The organism is Enterobacter wuhouensis, assembly GCF_035835995.1.
Classification (GTDB): Bacteria; Pseudomonadota; Gammaproteobacteria; order Enterobacterales; family Enterobacteriaceae; genus Enterobacter; species Enterobacter wuhouensis.
Genome location: NZ_CP142124.1, coordinates 4,633,923 through 4,651,750, shown reverse-complemented (window position 1 = coordinate 4,651,750; position 17,828 = coordinate 4,633,923). Strand labels below are relative to the sequence as shown.

General features: G+C 55.6%; 12 protein-coding genes, 4 tRNA genes and 3 rRNA genes. 16 read left to right on the top strand and 3 right to left on the bottom strand.

Going from position 1 to position 17,828, the window contains the following annotated elements:
- Positions 1-70: 70 nt before the first annotated feature.
- The 7 genes from VPX56_RS22205 to VPX56_RS22175 all read left to right on the top strand — a co-directional run bounded on the left by VPX56_RS22205 (position 71) and on the right by VPX56_RS22175 (position 5,399).
- Positions 71-1,610: ribosomal RNA gene (locus VPX56_RS22205) — 16S ribosomal RNA — on the top strand.
- Positions 1,611-1,679: 69 nt separating this feature from the next.
- A tRNA-Ile gene (locus VPX56_RS22200) sits at positions 1,680-1,756 on the top strand.
- Between the two features lie 42 nt (positions 1,757-1,798).
- Positions 1,799-1,874 (top strand) — tRNA-Ala (locus VPX56_RS22195).
- Between the two features lie 173 nt (positions 1,875-2,047).
- Positions 2,048-4,953 (top strand): 23S ribosomal RNA (locus VPX56_RS22190).
- A 69-nt stretch (positions 4,954-5,022) separates the two neighbouring features.
- Positions 5,023-5,138: ribosomal RNA gene (gene rrf / locus VPX56_RS22185) — 5S ribosomal RNA — on the top strand.
- The 16S, 23S and 5S rRNA genes sit together here with 4 tRNA genes alongside, the layout of an rRNA operon.
- Positions 5,139-5,193: 55 nt before the next feature.
- Positions 5,194-5,270 (top strand) — tRNA-Asp (locus VPX56_RS22180).
- Between the two features lie 53 nt (positions 5,271-5,323).
- Positions 5,324-5,399 (top strand) — tRNA-Trp (locus VPX56_RS22175).
- Between the two features lie 96 nt (positions 5,400-5,495).
- Here VPX56_RS22175 and hdfR read toward each other — a convergent pair.
- The gene (gene hdfR, locus VPX56_RS22170; protein ID WP_326468951.1) at positions 5,496-6,317 is read right to left on the bottom strand and encodes an HTH-type transcriptional regulator HdfR; all 822 of its coding nucleotides are present in this window, start codon (positions 6,315-6,317) and stop codon (positions 5,496-5,498) included.
- A gap of 118 nt (positions 6,318-6,435) precedes the next feature.
- On the opposite strand from hdfR, the gene VPX56_RS22165 reads away from it, so the two are divergent.
- Positions 6,436-6,774 (top strand): MaoP family protein, encoded by a 339-nt coding sequence (locus VPX56_RS22165; protein ID WP_119938168.1) that lies wholly within the window; start codon positions 6,436-6,438, stop codon positions 6,772-6,774.
- Between the two features lie 29 nt (positions 6,775-6,803).
- Here VPX56_RS22165 and VPX56_RS22160 read toward each other — a convergent pair whose 3' ends face one another.
- Complete coding sequence (locus VPX56_RS22160) at positions 6,804-8,324, bottom strand: YifB family Mg chelatase-like AAA ATPase (RefSeq protein ID WP_131635716.1); 1,521 nt, start codon at positions 8,322-8,324, stop codon at positions 6,804-6,806.
- A gap of 342 nt (positions 8,325-8,666) precedes the next feature.
- On the opposite strand from VPX56_RS22160, the gene ilvL reads away from it, so the two are divergent.
- The 7 genes from ilvL (at position 8,667) to ilvA (ending at position 15,217) form a co-directional block, all read left to right on the top strand.
- The gene (gene ilvL, locus VPX56_RS22155) at positions 8,667-8,765 is read left to right on the top strand and encodes an ilv operon leader peptide (RefSeq protein WP_071824223.1); all 99 of its coding nucleotides are present in this window, start codon (positions 8,667-8,669) and stop codon (positions 8,763-8,765) included.
- A gap of 86 nt (positions 8,766-8,851) precedes the next feature.
- Entirely contained in the window at positions 8,852-8,902 is a 51-nt protein-coding gene (gene ilvX, locus VPX56_RS22150; RefSeq protein WP_207389462.1) for a peptide IlvX, read from the top strand.
- 2 nt (positions 8,903-8,904) lie between these two features.
- Positions 8,905-10,551 carry an acetolactate synthase 2 catalytic subunit gene (gene ilvG / locus VPX56_RS22145; RefSeq protein WP_326468947.1) on the top strand — a complete coding sequence of 549 codons (1,647 nt, stop codon included), beginning with the start codon at positions 8,905-8,907 and terminating at the stop codon, positions 10,549-10,551.
- Positions 10,548-10,811 carry an acetolactate synthase 2 small subunit gene (gene ilvM / locus VPX56_RS22140; protein ID WP_006179206.1) on the top strand — a complete coding sequence of 88 codons (264 nt, stop codon included), beginning with the start codon at positions 10,548-10,550 and terminating at the stop codon, positions 10,809-10,811. The genes ilvG and ilvM overlap by 4 nt, the downstream gene beginning before the upstream one ends.
- Before the next feature lie 18 nt (positions 10,812-10,829).
- Positions 10,830-11,759, top strand: coding sequence for a branched-chain-amino-acid transaminase (gene ilvE, locus VPX56_RS22135; RefSeq protein ID WP_263611265.1), 930 nt, complete (start codon positions 10,830-10,832; stop codon positions 11,757-11,759).
- Positions 11,760-11,819: 60 nt separating this feature from the next.
- On the top strand, positions 11,820-13,670 hold the full coding sequence (gene ilvD / locus VPX56_RS22130) for a dihydroxy-acid dehydratase (protein ID WP_326468945.1): 1,851 nt from the start codon (positions 11,820-11,822) through the stop codon (positions 13,668-13,670).
- Between the two features lie 2 nt (positions 13,671-13,672).
- Positions 13,673-15,217: a threonine ammonia-lyase, biosynthetic gene (gene ilvA / locus VPX56_RS22125; RefSeq protein WP_131635722.1), complete on the top strand. Its 1,545-nt coding sequence runs from the start codon at positions 13,673-13,675 to the stop codon at positions 15,215-15,217.
- A 92-nt stretch (positions 15,218-15,309) separates the two neighbouring features.
- Here the strand turns inward: ilvA and ilvY are convergent, their stop codons facing one another.
- Complete coding sequence (gene ilvY / locus VPX56_RS22120; protein ID WP_131635713.1) at positions 15,310-16,200, bottom strand: HTH-type transcriptional activator IlvY; 891 nt, start codon at positions 16,198-16,200, stop codon at positions 15,310-15,312.
- Between the two features lie 150 nt (positions 16,201-16,350).
- On the opposite strand from ilvY, the gene ilvC reads away from it, so the two are divergent.
- Positions 16,351-17,826: a ketol-acid reductoisomerase gene (gene ilvC, locus VPX56_RS22115; RefSeq protein ID WP_326468942.1), complete on the top strand. Its 1,476-nt coding sequence runs from the start codon at positions 16,351-16,353 to the stop codon at positions 17,824-17,826.
- Positions 17,827-17,828: the final 2 nt, after the last annotated feature.

The following is a 17,828-nucleotide window of genomic DNA, read 5'->3' as shown; positions in this document are numbered from 1 at the left end:
AAATGAATACCAAGTCTCTGAGTGAACATACGTAATTCATTACGAAGTTTAATTCACGAGCATCAAACTTAAATTGAAGAGTTTGATCATGGCTCAGATTGAACGCTGGCGGCAGGCCTAACACATGCAAGTCGAGCGGTAACACAGGGAGCTTGCTCCTGGGTGACGAGCGGCGGACGGGTGAGTAATGTCTGGGAAACTGCCTGATGGAGGGGGATAACTACTGGAAACGGTAGCTAATACCGCATAACGTCGCAAGACCAAAGAGGGGGACCTTCGGGCCTCTTGCCATCAGATGTGCCCAGATGGGATTAGCTAGTAGGTGGGGTAACGGCTCACCTAGGCGACGATCCCTAGCTGGTCTGAGAGGATGACCAGCCACACTGGAACTGAGACACGGTCCAGACTCCTACGGGAGGCAGCAGTGGGGAATATTGCACAATGGGCGCAAGCCTGATGCAGCCATGCCGCGTGTATGAAGAAGGCCTTCGGGTTGTAAAGTACTTTCAGCGAGGAGGAAGGTGTTGAGGTTAATAACCTCAGCAATTGACGTTACTCGCAGAAGAAGCACCGGCTAACTCCGTGCCAGCAGCCGCGGTAATACGGAGGGTGCAAGCGTTAATCGGAATTACTGGGCGTAAAGCGCACGCAGGCGGTCTGTCAAGTCGGATGTGAAATCCCCGGGCTCAACCTGGGAACTGCATTCGAAACTGGCAGGCTAGAGTCTTGTAGAGGGGGGTAGAATTCCAGGTGTAGCGGTGAAATGCGTAGAGATCTGGAGGAATACCGGTGGCGAAGGCGGCCCCCTGGACAAAGACTGACGCTCAGGTGCGAAAGCGTGGGGAGCAAACAGGATTAGATACCCTGGTAGTCCACGCCGTAAACGATGTCGACTTGGAGGTTGTGCCCTTGAGGCGTGGCTTCCGGAGCTAACGCGTTAAGTCGACCGCCTGGGGAGTACGGCCGCAAGGTTAAAACTCAAATGAATTGACGGGGGCCCGCACAAGCGGTGGAGCATGTGGTTTAATTCGATGCAACGCGAAGAACCTTACCTACTCTTGACATCCAGAGAACTTAGCAGAGATGCTTTGGTGCCTTCGGGAACTCTGAGACAGGTGCTGCATGGCTGTCGTCAGCTCGTGTTGTGAAATGTTGGGTTAAGTCCCGCAACGAGCGCAACCCTTATCCTTTGTTGCCAGCGGTTAGGCCGGGAACTCAAAGGAGACTGCCAGTGATAAACTGGAGGAAGGTGGGGATGACGTCAAGTCATCATGGCCCTTACGAGTAGGGCTACACACGTGCTACAATGGCGCATACAAAGAGAAGCGACCTCGCGAGAGCAAGCGGACCTCATAAAGTGCGTCGTAGTCCGGATTGGAGTCTGCAACTCGACTCCATGAAGTCGGAATCGCTAGTAATCGTAGATCAGAATGCTACGGTGAATACGTTCCCGGGCCTTGTACACACCGCCCGTCACACCATGGGAGTGGGTTGCAAAAGAAGTAGGTAGCTTAACCTTCGGGAGGGCGCTTACCACTTTGTGATTCATGACTGGGGTGAAGTCGTAACAAGGTAACCGTAGGGGAACCTGCGGTTGGATCACCTCCTTACCTTAAAGAACCTGCCTTTGTAGTGCTCACACAGATTGTCTGATGAAAAATAGCAGTAAAAATCTCTGCAGGCTTGTAGCTCAGGTGGTTAGAGCGCACCCCTGATAAGGGTGAGGTCGGTGGTTCAAGTCCACTCAGGCCTACCAAACTCCTTTTAAAGGATGAGCGGTACAGAGATTGCAAACGATGGGGCTATAGCTCAGCTGGGAGAGCGCCTGCCTTGCACGCAGGAGGTCTGCGGTTCGATCCCGCATAGCTCCACCATCCTTTTACTGCGAAATACAAGAAAACTTCAGAGTGAACCTGAAAAGGTGCACTGCGAAGTTTTGCTCTTTAAAAATCTGGATCAAGCTGAAAATTGAAACGACACACCTTAATGGTGTGTTCGAGTCTCTCAAATTTTCGCAATCATGAAGTGAAACATCTTCGGGTTGTGAGGTTAAGCGACTAAGCGTACACGGTGGATGCCCTGGCAGTCAGAGGCGATGAAGGACGTGCTAATCTGCGAAAAGCGCCGGCGAGGTGATATGAACCTTTGACCCGGCGATGTCCGAATGGGGAAACCCAGTGTGTTCCGACACACTATCGTTAACTGAATACATAGGTTAACGAGGCGAACCGGGGGAACTGAAACATCTAAGTACCCCGAGGAAAAGAAATCAACCGAGATTCCCCCAGTAGCGGCGAGCGAACGGGGAGCAGCCCAGAGTCTGAATCAGCTTGTGTGTTAGTGGAAGCGTCTGGAAAGTCGCAGGGTACAGGGTGATACTCCCGTACACGAAAGCACACATGCTGTGAACTCGAAGAGTAGGGCGGGACACGTGGTATCCTGTCTGAATATGGGGGGACCATCCTCCAAGGCTAAATACTCCTGACTGACCGATAGTGAACCAGTACCGTGAGGGAAAGGCGAAAAGAACCCCGGCGAGGGGAGTGAAAAAGAACCTGAAACCGTGTACGTACAAGCAGTGGGAGCCTCTTTATGGGGTGACTGCGTACCTTTTGTATAATGGGTCAGCGACTTATATTCTGTAGCAAGGTTAACCGTATAGGGGAGCCGAAGGGAAACCGAGTCTTAACTGGGCGTTAAGTTGCAGGGTATAGACCCGAAACCCGGTGATCTAGCCATGGGCAGGTTGAAGGTTGGGTAACACTAACTGGAGGACCGAACCGACTAATGTTGAAAAATTAGCGGATGACTTGTGGCTGGGGGTGAAAGGCCAATCAAACCGGGAGATAGCTGGTTCTCCCCGAAAGCTATTTAGGTAGCGCCTCGTGAACTCATCTTCGGGGGTAGAGCACTGTTTCGGCTAGGGGGCCATCCCGGCTTACCAACCCGATGCAAACTACGAATACCGAAGAATGTTATCACGGGAGACACACGGCGGGTGCTAACGTCCGTCGTGAAGAGGGAAACAACCCAGACCGCCAGCTAAGGTCCCAAAGTCATGGTTAAGTGGGAAACGATGTGGGAAGGCACAGACAGCCAGGATGTTGGCTTAGAAGCAGCCATCATTTAAAGAAAGCGTAATAGCTCACTGGTCGAGTCGGCCTGCGCGGAAGATGTAACGGGGCTAAACCATGCACCGAAGCTGCGGCAGCGACGCGTATGCGTTGTTGGGTAGGGGAGCGTTCTGTAAGCCGTTGAAGGTGGCCTGTGAGGGCTGCTGGAGGTATCAGAAGTGCGAATGCTGACATAAGTAACGATAATGCGGGTGAAAAGCCCGCACGCCGGAAGACCAAGGGTTCCTGTCCAACGTTAATCGGGGCAGGGTGAGTCGACCCCTAAGGCGAGGCCGAAAGGCGTAGTCGATGGGAAACAGGTTAATATTCCTGTACTTGGTGTTACTGCGAAGGGGGGACGGAGAAGGCTATGTTAGCCGGGCGACGGTTGTCCCGGTTTAAGCATGTAGGCGGAACGATTAGGTAAATCCGGTCGTTTATTAACGCTGAGGTGTGATGACGAGGCACTACGGTGCTGAAGTAACAAATGCCCTGCTTCCAGGAAAAGCCTCTAAGCATCAGGTAACACGAAATCGTACCCCAAACCGACACAGGTGGTCAGGTAGAGAATACCAAGGCGCTTGAGAGAACTCGGGTGAAGGAACTAGGCAAAATGGTGCCGTAACTTCGGGAGAAGGCACGCTGATATGTAGGTGAAGCCCCTGCGGGTGGAGCTGAAATCAGTCGAAGATACCAGCTGGCTGCAACTGTTTATTAAAAACACAGCACTGTGCAAACACGAAAGTGGACGTATACGGTGTGACGCCTGCCCGGTGCCGGAAGGTTAATTGATGGGGTTAGCGGCAACGCGAAGCTCTTGATCGAAGCCCCGGTAAACGGCGGCCGTAACTATAACGGTCCTAAGGTAGCGAAATTCCTTGTCGGGTAAGTTCCGACCTGCACGAATGGCGTAATGATGGCCAGGCTGTCTCCACCCGAGACTCAGTGAAATTGAACTCGCTGTGAAGATGCAGTGTACCCGCGGCAAGACGGAAAGACCCCGTGAACCTTTACTATAGCTTGACACTGAACACTGGTCCTTGATGTGTAGGATAGGTGGGAGGCTTTGAAGCGTGGACGCCAGTCTGCGTGGAGCCGTCCTTGAAATACCACCCTTTAATGGCTGGTGTTCTAACGTAGACCCGTAATCCGGGTTGCGGACAGTGTCTGGTGGGTAGTTTGACTGGGGCGGTCTCCTCCCAAAGAGTAACGGAGGAGCACGAAGGTTAGCTAATCCTGGTCGGACATCAGGAGGTTAGTGCAATGGCATAAGCTAGCTTGACTGCGAGAGTGACGGCTCGAGCAGGTGCGAAAGCAGGTCATAGTGATCCGGTGGTTCTGAATGGAAGGGCCATCGCTCAACGGATAAAAGGTACTCCGGGGATAACAGGCTGATACCGCCCAAGAGTTCATATCGACGGCGGTGTTTGGCACCTCGATGTCGGCTCATCACATCCTGGGGCTGAAGTAGGTCCCAAGGGTATGGCTGTTCGCCATTTAAAGTGGTACGCGAGCTGGGTTTAGAACGTCGTGAGACAGTTCGGTCCCTATCTGCCGTGGGCGCTGGAGAATTGAGGGGGGCTGCTCCTAGTACGAGAGGACCGGAGTGGACGCATCACTGGTGTTCGGGTTGTCATGCCAATGGCATTGCCCGGTAGCTAAATGCGGAAGAGATAAGTGCTGAAAGCATCTAAGCACGAAACTTGCCCCGAGATGAGTTCTCCCTGACTCCTTGAGAGTCCTGAAGGAACGTTGAAGACTACGACGTTGATAGGTCGGGTGTGTAAGCGCAGCGATGCGTTGAGCTAACCGATACTAATGAACCGTGAGGCTTAACCTTACAACGCCGAAGGTGTTTTGGCGAAGAGACGACACGATTTTCAGCTTTGATACAGATTAACAGAATTTGCCTGGCGGCTTTAGCGCGGTGGTCCCACCTGACCCCATGCCGAACTCAGAAGTGAAACGCCGTAGCGCCGATGGTAGTGTGGGGTCTCCCCATGTGAGAGTAGGGAACTGCCAGGCATCAAATTAAGTAGTAAGCCGGTGCATAAATCCGGTGGTTACAGAAGTCTTCGGTGGAGCGGTAGTTCAGTCGGTTAGAATACCTGCCTGTCACGCAGGGGGTCGCGGGTTCGAGTCCCGTCCGTTCCGCCACTTATTAAGTCATTAAGCCTGCCTTCTGGGCAGGCTTAATGGTAAGAAGATTTAGGGGCGTAGCTCAGTTGGTAGAGCACCGGTCTCCAAAACCGGGTGTCGCGAGTTCGAGTCTCTCCGCCCCTGCCATATAGAATCCTTTGCTTCGGCAAAGGATTTTTTTTTGCCTCAAAAACGATAAGTACTCCCCAGAAGATTCAGCCTGCATTTCTGCAGGCTTATGCATCAATCCAAGATGTTGATTTTTAGCAGATCTTTAATCTGAGATTGCTTGTCACTGTTTTGCAGCCAGATAGCATACAGCGGTCTGGAAAGCGTCGTAGAATCAGTTACGGTATGCAGGCCTGCTTTAGTTCCTGCCCAACGGATGGGTAACCAGGTACAACCCTTCAATAAAGCCAGCTGCTGACAGGCGATTTCTGCAGAACTCGTCGTTAACTGCGGAACATCATCGCTGGCGATTAATCCCGCTTCATGCTGTTGAAAGTCGGGTCCCCATTCAAGGCGCAGATAACTCAGATCTGTTTTCATCATCGACGGCTCTGATGCATAAAGAGCAAGGCCGAATTGGCCTACAATCTGGCTGCTAAATTCGTCCATCTTGGGGGCTTCTGTCGTGATTAAAAGATCCAGCTGCCGCTCATGAAGTTGCTTAACCAGCGACTGGCGTTGCGCAATTCTGGCTTCAAACTGCAGATGCCCGTGTGAATGATACAGCCGGGTAAGCCACTGACTAAGCATACATTCCCACAGGGAAGCGCTGGCCCCTATCGAAAATTCATTGTGCCTCGAAGTATGGGCTACCTCTTTACGTGCAGCCTGCCAGGTATTCATCAGCGTCTCTGCGTACGGGAGCAGCTTCTCACCGGCAGGCGTTAAGCGAATATTGTTGCGATGGCGGGTAAAAAGATTCACACCCAGTTGATTTTCCAGTTGTCGAATACGAAAACTGACCGCTGACTGCGTCAGGTAAAGGGCTTCAGCTGCTCGCCCGAAGTGCCGTGTTCTGCTCACTTCAAGGAAAGTTTTTAGCAATTCCGTATCCACATCTTTCTCCGCAAAATTATTTGTCGTTATGATTTAAATGTTTTGTTTTACACTCTGTCAAGCGTAACTAATACTCCGCGCCATAAATAGCTCGGCCAAAGAATTAGGAGCGTGTAGGATGGCGGAAAGCTTTACGACGACTAATCGTTTTTTCGACAATAAACATTATCCGCGCGGGTTCTCTCGTCACGGCGATTTCACCATCAAAGAAGCTCAGCTGCTTGAGCGCCATGGTTATGCCTTTAACGAGCTGGATCTGGGTAAGCGTGAGCCTTCAACTGAAGACGAAAAGCAGTTTGTCTCTGTTTGCCGTGGTGAGCGTGAGCCAGAGTCTGAAGCGGAACGTGTATGGATCAAGTATATGGCACGCATAAAGCGTCCAAAGCGCTTCCACACGCTGTCTGGCGGTAAGCCACAGATGGAAGGTGCAGAAGACTACACCGAGTCTGACGATTAAGTTGATAAGAAGGGGCTACGGCCCCTTTTTTATGCCAGTAATTTTTGCAGGTGTAGTAGTAGCCTGTCGATCGCCCGATAGCTCAATGCTTCCTGAAGATGGTGTCTCTCAATATCGGTGACGCCTTCCACATCGGCAATAGTTCTCGCCACTTTCAGCAGGCGCTGCCAGGCGCGGATGGAAAGTCCAAAGCGCGTCAACGTCTCCTCAAGCCAGCATGCGTCCTCGACCTTAAGCTGGCAAAACTGCCGAATCTCAGCATTATCCAGACGCGCATTCAGCTTATGTTGACGTGCGTATTGACGGCTCTGAGCGCCAATAACGCGATCGCGAACGTCGGCAGTGCTTTCACCTTTTACGCCGCTCTGACTGAGCAGCCCTGGCGGCGGCAATGGGATTTCAAGAGATAAATCGAAACGATCCAGGAAAGGGCCAGACAATTTACCCAGATAACGCAGCGTCTGTTCCGGCGTGCAGCGGTTATGATTACCCTGATAGTGCCCCGATGGGCTGGGGTTCATTGCCGCGACGAGCTGGAACTGCGCGGGATAGCTTATTTTGGCTCGCGTGCGTGAGATATGTATCTCACCGGATTCAATGGGTTCCCTCAGGGCATCCAGCACGCGGCGCTCAAACTCAGGCAGCTCATCAAGAAACAATATGCCGTTGTGTGCCAGCGAAATTTCCCCCGGGCCAGGAATTGAACCCCCACCGACCATCGCCGTAAGCGAAGCGCTGTGATGCGGTGAGCGAAAAGGGCGGCGTCGCCATTGTTTATGTAACGAGGTGGCATTCACCAGGCTGTATATTGCGGCGCTCTCAAGTGCCTCGCGGTTATTAAGCGGGGGCAGTAAGCCATTCAGCCTGCTCGCCAGCATGGTTTTACCTGTACCCGGCGGGCCAATAAGCAGAAGGTTATGTCCCCCTGCGGCGGTGATCTCCAATGCTCGCTTCCCCTGCTCCTGGCCAATTATATCGCTGAGGTCGTCCGTCATGTCTGGTATAGCATCCCCCCTTTCTTCAGGTTCAGCCAGTTCATGCCGACCTTCGAGGTACGCGCAGACTTCCTGCAAGTGCCCGGCTATCAGGCATCCTTTCTCTGCGATAAGGCTCACTTCTGATTCATTTTCATTGGCTACAATGATATTCCGACCCGCGTGGATAGCTTCAAGCGCACCCGAGATTGCTCCAGGAACGCCTCTTAATGCGCCTGTAAGCGCCAATTCACCGATGAACTCATACGAGCCTAACCTTGTCGTATTGAGCTGCTCAGAAGCCGCGAGAAGCGCAATTGCGATAGGTAAATCATATCGCCCTCCCTCCTTGGGGAGATCGGCCGGAGCGAGATTGATGGTGATCTTCTTTGCAGGGAAGGTATAACCGCTATTGATAATCGCGCTGCGTACCCGATCCCGGGCCTCTTTTACCGTCGTTTCAGGCAGGCCGACAAGGGTGAGTCCGGGCAGGCCATTGCTGAGATGAACCTCTACGGAAATCAACGGTGCTTTCACCCCAATTGCCGCACGCGTATAAACCACTGACAGTGACATTAGCACTACCTCCTGGCATAACTATGCCAGCAACTCTTAACCCTGTTTACCGTCATTTCGCCTCTTTACGACGCCTGTTCCTGCTTTTTAACCTCATTATGAAAGTGTTACATCATGGCGGAATCTACCTCGCAAAAGGCCCTATACCCTCGTTTTGATGAGTGACTCGCGCAGAAAAAAATGAAAAATATTCATTTTCTTTTTTTGTCATATAAAACAACGATTTTTAGCAAAATGATTTGCTCGCTAACAAAATTCGTCATAAATAAATCTTGTGTTTGATTGAAAAACTGTGATAACTCTTTAGGTATTCCTTCGAACAAGATGCAAAAAGAACTGAAAATGACAGCCCTTCTACGAGTGATTAGCCTGGTCGTGATTAGCGTGGTGGTGATTATTATCCCACCGTGCGGGGCTGCACTTGGACAAGGAAAGGCTTAAGAATCAAGCCTTAACGAACTAAGACCCCCGCACCGAAAGGTCCGGGGGTTTTTTTATGACTAAAAAACGTAAACGAGGAGCAGAGAATGAAAACTAGCACAAAATTCTGTTTCTCCCGATTTATGACGGGGAACTAACTATGAATGGTGCACAGTGGGTAGTACATGCGTTGCGCGCGCAGGGAGTCGAGACAGTATTCGGATATCCGGGTGGCGCAATTATGCCGATTTACGATGCACTGTATGACGGCGGCGTGGAACACCTGTTGTGCCGACACGAGCAGGGTGCAGCGATGGCGGCCATTGGCTATGCCCGTGCGACCGGTAAAAACGGCGTGTGTATGGCGACGTCAGGTCCGGGCGCAACGAACCTGATCACCGGCCTGGCTGACGCGCTGTTGGATTCTGTTCCCGTTGTTGCCATCACCGGGCAGGTAGCGTCTCCGTTCATCGGTACGGATGCTTTCCAGGAAGTGGACGTGCTCGGGTTGTCGCTGGCCTGCACCAAGCACAGTTTCCTCGTTCAGTCTCTGGAAGAACTGCCGCGCGTGATGGCAGAAGCGTTCGAGGTGGCAAGTTCAGGCCGCCCTGGCCCGGTTCTGGTGGATATCCCGAAAGATATCCAGGTCGCACTCGGCGATCTGGAACCGCATTTCTCCACCGTGGTAAATGAAGACGCGTTTCCCCATGCGGAAGTTGACGAGGCGCGCCAGATGCTGGCACAGGCGAAACAGCCGATGCTGTACGTCGGCGGTGGCGTCGGCATGGCGCAGGCCGTTCCAGCCCTGCGCGACTTTATCGCAACCACGCAGATGCCAGCGACCTGCACGCTGAAAGGTCTCGGTGCTGTCGACGCGGATTACCCATACTATCTGGGCATGCTGGGGATGCACGGCACCAAAGCGGCAAACCTGGCGGTGCAGGAGTGCGACTTGCTCATCGCCGTGGGGGCCCGTTTTGACGATCGCGTCACCGGCAAGCTGAATACCTTTGCGCCGAACGCCAAAGTCATCCATATGGATATCGACCCGGCGGAGATGAACAAGCTGCGTCAGGCGCACGTGGCGCTGCAGGGCGATCTCAACGCGCTGTTACCCGCGCTGCAGCAGCCGCTGGATATCAACCCATGGCGTCAGCACGCCGCAGACATGCGCGCCGAACACGCCTGGCGTTACGACCATCCCGGCGAGGCCATCTACGCGCCGCTGCTGTTGAAGCAGCTGTCTGACCGTAAACCGGCAGACAGCGTCGTCACCACCGACGTAGGCCAGCACCAGATGTGGTCCGCACAGCACATGACCTACACCCGCCCGGAAAACTTCATCACCTCCAGCGGGTTAGGGACGATGGGCTTCGGTCTGCCAGCCGCCGTTGGCGCGCAGGTTGCCCGCCCGAACGACACCGTTATCTGTATCTCCGGTGACGGCTCCTTCATGATGAACGTACAGGAGTTGGGCACCGTTAAGCGTAAGCAGCTGCCGCTGAAAATCGTCTTGCTCGACAACCAGCGTTTAGGGATGGTTCGCCAGTGGCAACAGCTCTTCTTCCAGGAGCGCTACAGCGAAACGACTCTTACCGATAACCCCGATTTCCTCACCCTGGCCAGCGCCTTTGGCATCCCTGGCCAGCACATCACCCGTAAAGATCAGGTTGAAGCGGCGCTCGACACCATGCTGAACAGCGATGGGCCTTACCTGCTTCATGTCTCAATCGATGAACTCGAGAACGTCTGGCCGTTGGTACCGCCCGGTGCCAGTAACTCACAAATGATGGAGAAATTATCATGATGCAGCATCAGGTCGCCGTACAGGCTCGCTTCAACCCGGAAACCTTAGAACGCGTTTTGCGCGTGGTGCGTCATCGTGGTTTTCAGATTTGCTCTATGAATATGGAAACGGCCACGGACGCGCAGAACATCAGTATCGAATTAACCGTTGCCAGCCCGCGGTCGGTCGACTTACTGTTTAGTCAATTATCAAAACTGGTAGACGTTGCCCATGTTGCCATCTGCCAGAGCACAACCACATCACAACAAATCCGCGCTTAAGCGTGACAGGACGAAAAAATGACGACGAAAAAAGCTGATTACATTTGGTTCAACGGTGAGATGGTTCGCTGGGAGGACGCGAAGGTTCACGTGATGTCCCACGCGCTGCACTACGGTACCTCCGTATTTGAAGGCATCCGCTGCTACGACTCTCACAAAGGACCAGTGGTGTTCCGCCATCGCGAACACATGCAGCGTCTGCATGACTCAGCCAAAATTTATCGTTTCCCGGTTTCCCAGAGCGTCGACGAGCTGATGGAAGCCTGCCGCGAGGTGATCCGCAAGAACAACCTGACCAGCGCGTATATCCGTCCGCTGGTGTTCGTGGGCGACGTCGGCATGGGCGTGAACCCGCCAGCCGGATACAACACCGATGTGATCATTGCCGCGTTCCCGTGGGGTGCCTACCTGGGTGCTGAAGCGCTGGAGCAGGGGATCGATGCAATGGTCTCTTCCTGGAACCGCGTTGCGCCAAACACCATCCCGACCGCCGCGAAAGCGGGCGGTAACTACCTTTCTTCCCTGCTGGTCGGTAGCGAAGCGCGCCGCCACGGCTATCAGGAAGGTATTGCCCTGGACGTGAACGGCTACATTTCCGAAGGCGCAGGCGAAAACCTGTTTGAAGTAAAAGACGGCATTCTGTTCACCCCGCCTTTCACCTCGTCCGCGCTGCCGGGCATCACCCGTGACGCCATCATCAAGCTGGCAAAAGATCTGGGTATCGAAGTGCGCGAGCAGGTGCTGTCCCGCGAATCCCTGTATCTGGCCGACGAAGTGTTCATGTCCGGTACCGCGGCTGAAATCACGCCGGTGCGCAGCGTAGACGGTATCCAGGTCGGCGAAGGCCGCTGTGGCCAGGTCACCAAACGTATTCAGCAAGCGTTCTTCGGCCTGTTCACCGGCGAAACAGAAGATAAATACGGCTGGTTGGATCAGGTTAATCACTAAGCATAAATTTGGGACGGCACGCACCGTCCCATTAAATAGTCAGACGGGAGTAAATAAAGCATGCCTAAGTATCGTTCAGCCACCACCACCCACGGCCGTAACATGGCGGGTGCCCGCGCACTGTGGCGCGCCACCGGAATGACCGACGCCGATTTCGGCAAGCCGATTATCGCCGTGGTGAACTCCTTCACCCAGTTCGTACCGGGCCACGTGCACCTGCGCGATCTCGGAAAGCTGGTTGCCGAGCAAATCGAAGCCTCCGGCGGCGTGGCGAAAGAGTTCAACACCATTGCGGTGGATGACGGTATCGCGATGGGTCACGGGGGCATGCTCTATTCACTGCCGTCGCGCGAGCTGATCGCCGACTCGGTTGAGTACATGGTTAACGCCCACTGCGCCGATGCGATGGTCTGCATCTCCAACTGCGACAAAATCACCCCGGGGATGCTGATGGCCTCCCTGCGCCTGAACATTCCGGTGATCTTCGTCTCCGGCGGTCCAATGGAAGCGGGGAAAACCAAGCTCTCCGACAAAATCATCAAGCTCGATCTGGTCGATGCGATGATTCAGGGCGCGGACCCGAAAGTCTCTGACGAGCAGAGCGACCAGGTTGAGCGCTCCGCGTGCCCGACCTGCGGCTCCTGCTCCGGGATGTTCACCGCCAACTCCATGAACTGCCTGACCGAAGCGCTGGGCCTCTCTCAGCCGGGCAACGGCTCGCTGCTGGCGACCCACGCCGACCGTAAGCAGCTGTTCCTCAACGCCGGTAAGCGCATCGTTGAGCTGACCAAGCGCTACTACGAACAGGACGACGCCAGCGCGCTGCCGCGCAACATCGCCAGCAAAGCCGCGTTTGAGAACGCCATGACGCTGGATATCGCCATGGGCGGCTCCACCAACACCGTTCTCCACCTGCTGGCCGCCGCGCAGGAAGCCGAAATCGACTTCACCATGAGCGATATCGACAAGCTCTCCCGTAAAGTGCCGCAGCTGTGTAAAGTCGCGCCGAGTACCCAGAAGTACCACATGGAAGACGTACACCGTGCGGGCGGCGTGCTGGGCATTCTGGGCGAGCTGGATCGTGCGGGCCTGATGAACCGTGAAGTGAAAAACGTGCTCGGCCTGACGCTGCCGGAGTCGCTGGACCAGTACGACGTGATGCTGACCAAAGACGACGCGGTGAAAAAGATGTTCCGCGCCGGTCCGGCGGGCATCCGCACCACTCAGGCGTTCTCGCAGGACTGCCGCTGGGACACCCTGGACGATGACCGCGCCGAAGGCTGTATCCGCTCGCTGGAGCACGCCTACAGCAAAGACGGCGGTCTGGCCGTGCTGTACGGTAACTTCGCGGAAAACGGCTGCATCGTAAAAACCGCAGGCGTGGACGACAGCATCCTGAAATTTACCGGCCCGGCCAAAGTTTACGAAAGCCAAGACGATGCGGTTGAAGCCATCCTCGGCGGTAAAGTGGTGGAGGGTGATGTGGTCGTCATTCGCTACGAAGGGCCGAAAGGCGGCCCGGGCATGCAGGAGATGCTCTACCCAACCACCTTCCTGAAATCTATGGGACTCGGTAAGGCCTGCGCGCTGATCACCGACGGACGTTTCTCCGGCGGCACCTCCGGCCTCTCTATCGGCCACGTTTCGCCGGAAGCGGCAAGCGGCGGCAACATCGCCATCATTGAAGACGGCGACCTGATCGAAATCGATATTCCAAATCGCGGCATTCAGCTGAAGCTGAGCGACCAGGAAATTGCGGCCCGTCGCGAAGCGCAGGAAGCCCGCGGCGACAAAGCCTGGACGCCGAAAGATCGCCAGCGTGAAGTCTCCTTCGCCCTGCGCGCCTACGCGAGCCTTGCCACCAGTGCGGATAAAGGCGCGGTGCGCGATAAATCTAAACTTGGGGGCTAATGATGGCCGAGTCTCAACCCTTATCCGCCGCCCCCGAGGGGGCGGAATACCTGAGAGCGGTGCTGCGCGCGCCGGTCTATGAAGCCGTGCAGGTCACCCCCCTGCAGAAAATGGAAAAACTCTCTTCGCGCCTCGACAACGTGATCCTGGTGAAGCGCGAAGACCGTCAGCCGGTGCACAGCTTCAAGCTGCGCGGCGCCTACGCGATGATGGCCGGGCTGACCGACGAGCAGAAAGCGCGCGGTGTGATCACCGCGTCGGCAGGCAACCACGCCCAGGGCGTGGCGTTCTCGTCTGCCCGTCTGGGGCTGAAAGCGCTGATCGTGATGCCGGTTGCCACGGCGGATATTAAAGTCGATGCGGTGCGCGGCTTCGGCGGCGAAGTATTGCTCCACGGCGCTAACTTTGACGAAGCAAAAGCCAAAGCGATCGAGCTGGCGCAGCAGCAGGGTTTCACCTGGGTGCCGCCGTTCGACCATCCGATGGTGATTGCCGGGCAGGGCACGCTGGCGCTTGAGCTGCTGCAGCAGGATGCCCATCTCGACCGCGTGTTTGTGCCGGTCGGCGGCGGCGGCCTGGCTGCGGGCGTCGCGGTGCTGATCAAACAGCTGATGCCGCAGATTAAAGTGATTGCCGTTGAAGCGGAAGACTCAGCCTGTCTGAAGGCGGCGCTGGATGCCGGTCATCCGGTGGATCTGCCGCGCGTCGGGCTGTTTGCCGAAGGCGTGGCGGTGAAACGCATCGGGGATGAAACCTTCCGCCTGTGCCAGGAGTATCTCGACGACATCATCACCGTCGACAGCGACGCCATCTGCGCGGCGATGAAAGATCTGTTCGAGGACGTGCGCGCGGTAGCGGAACCGTCCGGCGCGCTGGCGCTGGCGGGGATGAAAAAATACGTCGCGCAGCACAACATTCGCGGCGAGCGTCTGGCGCACGTGCTGTCTGGTGCGAACGTGAATTTCCACGGTCTGCGCTACGTTTCCGAGCGCTGCGAGCTGGGCGAACAGCGTGAAGCGCTGCTGGCGGTGACCATTCCGGAAGAGAAGGGCAGCTTCCTCAAGTTCTGCCAGCTGCTGGGCGGTCGTTCGGTAACGGAGTTCAACTACCGCTTTGCCGACGCCAAAGACGCCTGCATTTTTGTTGGCGTGCGCCTGAGCCGGGGCGTGGAGGAGCGTAAAGAGATCCTCCACCTGCTGCATGAGGGCGGCTACAGCGTGGTGGATCTCTCCGACGACGAGATGGCGAAGCTGCACGTACGCTACATGGTCGGCGGGCGTCCGTCGAAGCCGCTGCGGGAGCGCCTGTTCAGCTTCGAGTTCCCGGAATCGCCGGGCGCGCTGCTCAAGTTCCTGCATACTCTTGGAACGCACTGGAACATTTCCCTGTTCCACTACCGCAGCCACGGCACCGACTATGGCCGCGTGCTGGCGGCGTTCGAGCTGGGCGAGCACGAGCCGGATTTCGAAACGCGATTGAACGAGCTGGGCTATGAGTGTCACGACGAAACCCATAACCCGGCGTTCAGGTTCTTCCTGGCGGGCTAGGGTGCTCGGGAAAATGCCTGATGGCGCTGCGCTTATCAGGCCTACGTTCTTTCGAGCCGTAGGCCGGACAAGGCGCTCGCGCCGCCATCCGGCTAGTGGTTGGGCAGGATCTTCCAGAACGCATCAATAAGCGGCTCATGCAGCCGCTTTTTTTGTGCACAGACGCCAAGCTCAAACGGCGTTTTCTCATCGCTGCGCTCTAAAATCATCACGCGATTGCGTACCGGTTCCGGGCTGTTCTCCAGCACCACTTCCGGCAGGAGCGCCACGCCGCAGCCCAGCGCCACCATCGAGACCATCGCCTCATGGCCGCCCACCGTCGCGTAAATTGACGGATTGCTGATCTTCTGACGGCGGAACCATAGCTCAATGCGGCGGCGGACCGGCCCCTGATCGGCCATGATGAACGGCACCGTGGACCAGTCCGGTTTCTCCACCGACACCTGGTTACGCACCGGGCAGGGCAGGGCAGGGGCAATCAGCACCACCGCCAGATTTTCCAGCATCGAAAACGCCACCGCGCCCGGCAGGGTTTCGGGCTTTCCGGCAATGGCGAGATCGGCTTCACCCGTCACCACTTTTTCCATGGCGTCCGCAGCGTCGCCGGTGGTGAGCTTGATTTCGACCGACGGATGTTCCGCGCGAAAGCGATCGAGGATGGGCGGCAGATGGCTATAGGCCGCGGTCACGGAGCAGAAAATATGCAGCTCGCCGGAAAGCGACGGCCCCTGCTGGTCAATGGTGTGCCGCAGCTGCTGGTACTGTAGCAAGGTCTGCTGGGCAAAGACGCGCAGTTCTTCCCCGGCTTCGGTGAGGGTGACGGTGCGGTTATCGCGCACAAACAGCGGCTGGCCCAGATCCTCTTCCAGGCGCTGGATCTGGCGCGAAAGCGTAGAGGGGCTGACGTGCATCGCCCGGGCGCTGCGGCCAAAGTGGCGGCTTTCCGCCAGATGCAGGAACAATTTCAAATCGCGTAAATCCACGGATTTCACCCCCTCTTTTTACATTGCAGAAATTGCAACGTGACGTTGTGAATATATCAATTTCCGCAATAAATTTCCTGTCATATAGTAAGTTCATTCTCGCATAAGCGAACCGAACAATAAGACGCATAACATCACGAGGTATCACCCATGGCTAACTACTTTAATACACTGAACTTGCGCCAGCAGCTGGCGCAGCTGGGCAAATGCCGCTTTATGGGCCGCGATGAATTTGCCGATGGCGCGAGCTACCTTCAGGGTAAAAAAGTGGTCATCGTCGGCTGTGGCGCACAGGGTCTGAACCAGGGCCTGAACATGCGTGACTCCGGGCTGGATATCTCCTACGCCCTGCGTAAAGAAGCGATCGCTGAGAAGCGTGCTTCCTGGCGTAAAGCGACCGAAAACGGCTTCAAAGTGGGTACCTACGAAGAGCTGATCCCGCAGGCCGATCTGGTGGTTAACCTGACGCCGGACAAGCAGCACTCAGACGTGGTGCGTGCGGTTCAGCCAATGATGAAAGACGGCGCGGCGCTGGGTTACTCCCATGGCTTCAACATCGTTGAAGTGGGCGAGCAGATCCGTAAAGACATCACCGTAGTGATGGTGGCGCCGAAGTGCCCGGGTACGGAAGTGCGTGAAGAGTACAAACGCGGTTTCGGCGTGCCGACGCTTATCGCAGTTCACCCGGAAAACGATCCGAAAAGCGAAGGCATGGCGATTGCCAAGGCCTGGGCAGCAGCGACCGGCGGCCACCGCGCGGGCGTTCTGGAATCTTCCTTCGTTGCCGAAGTGAAATCTGACCTGATGGGTGAGCAGACTATCCTCTGCGGTATGCTGCAGGCCGGCTCTCTGCTGTGCTTCGACAAGCTGGTGGAAGAAGGTACTGACCCGGCCTACGCGGAAAAACTGATTCAGTTCGGCTGGGAAACCATCACCGAAGCGCTGAAGCAGGGCGGCATCACGCTGATGATGGACCGTCTGTCCAACCCGGCAAAACTGCGTGCTTACGCGCTGTCTGAACAGCTGAAAACCATCATGGCGCCGCTGTTCCAGAAACACATGGACGACATCATTTCCGGCGAGTTCTCCTCCGGCATGATGGCGGACTGGGCGAACGACGATAAAAATCTGCTGACCTGGCGCGAAGAGACCGGTAAAACCGCGTTTGAAAACGCTGCACAGTTCGACGGCAAAATAAGTGAGCAAGAGTACTTCGATAAAGGCGTACTGATGATCGCGATGGTAAAAGCAGGCGTTGAGCTGGCGTTCGAAACCATGGTGGATTCCGGCATCATCGAAGAGTCTGCATACTATGAATCGCTGCACGAGCTGCCGCTGATCGCGAACACCATCGCCCGTAAGCGTCTGTATGAAATGAACGTGGTTATCTCTGATACCGCAGAATACGGTAACTACCTGTTCTCTTACGCCTGCGTACCGCTGCTGAAAGAGTTCATGACCACCCTGCAGACGGGCGATCTGGGCAAAGCGATTGCGGAAGGTGCGGTCGATAACGCGCAGCTGCGTGACGTAAACGAAGCGATTCGTAGCCACGACATCGAGAAAGTGGGCCAGAAGCTGCGTGGCTACATGACCGATATGAAGCGTATAGCGGTAGCGGGCTAATA

Excerpts from the sequence above, each read along its gene's own strand:
- VPX56_RS22165 (WP_119938168.1), top strand. The coding sequence starts at position 6,436 with ATGGCGGAAAGCTTTACGACGACTAATCGTTTTTTCGACAATAAACAT.
- VPX56_RS22160 (WP_131635716.1), bottom strand. The coding sequence starts at position 8,324 with ATGTCACTGTCAGTGGTTTATACGCGTGCGGCAATTGGGGTGAAAGCA.
- ilvL (WP_071824223.1), top strand. The coding sequence starts at position 8,667 with ATGACAGCCCTTCTACGAGTGATTAGCCTGGTCGTGATTAGCGTGGTG.
- ilvG (WP_326468947.1), top strand. The coding sequence starts at position 8,905 with ATGAATGGTGCACAGTGGGTAGTACATGCGTTGCGCGCGCAGGGAGTC.
- ilvM (WP_006179206.1), top strand. The coding sequence starts at position 10,548 with ATGATGCAGCATCAGGTCGCCGTACAGGCTCGCTTCAACCCGGAAACC.
- ilvE (WP_263611265.1), top strand. The coding sequence starts at position 10,830 with ATGACGACGAAAAAAGCTGATTACATTTGGTTCAACGGTGAGATGGTT.
- ilvD (WP_326468945.1), top strand. The coding sequence starts at position 11,820 with ATGCCTAAGTATCGTTCAGCCACCACCACCCACGGCCGTAACATGGCG.
- ilvA (WP_131635722.1), top strand. The coding sequence starts at position 13,673 with ATGGCCGAGTCTCAACCCTTATCCGCCGCCCCCGAGGGGGCGGAATAC.
- ilvC (WP_326468942.1), top strand. The coding sequence starts at position 16,351 with ATGGCTAACTACTTTAATACACTGAACTTGCGCCAGCAGCTGGCGCAG.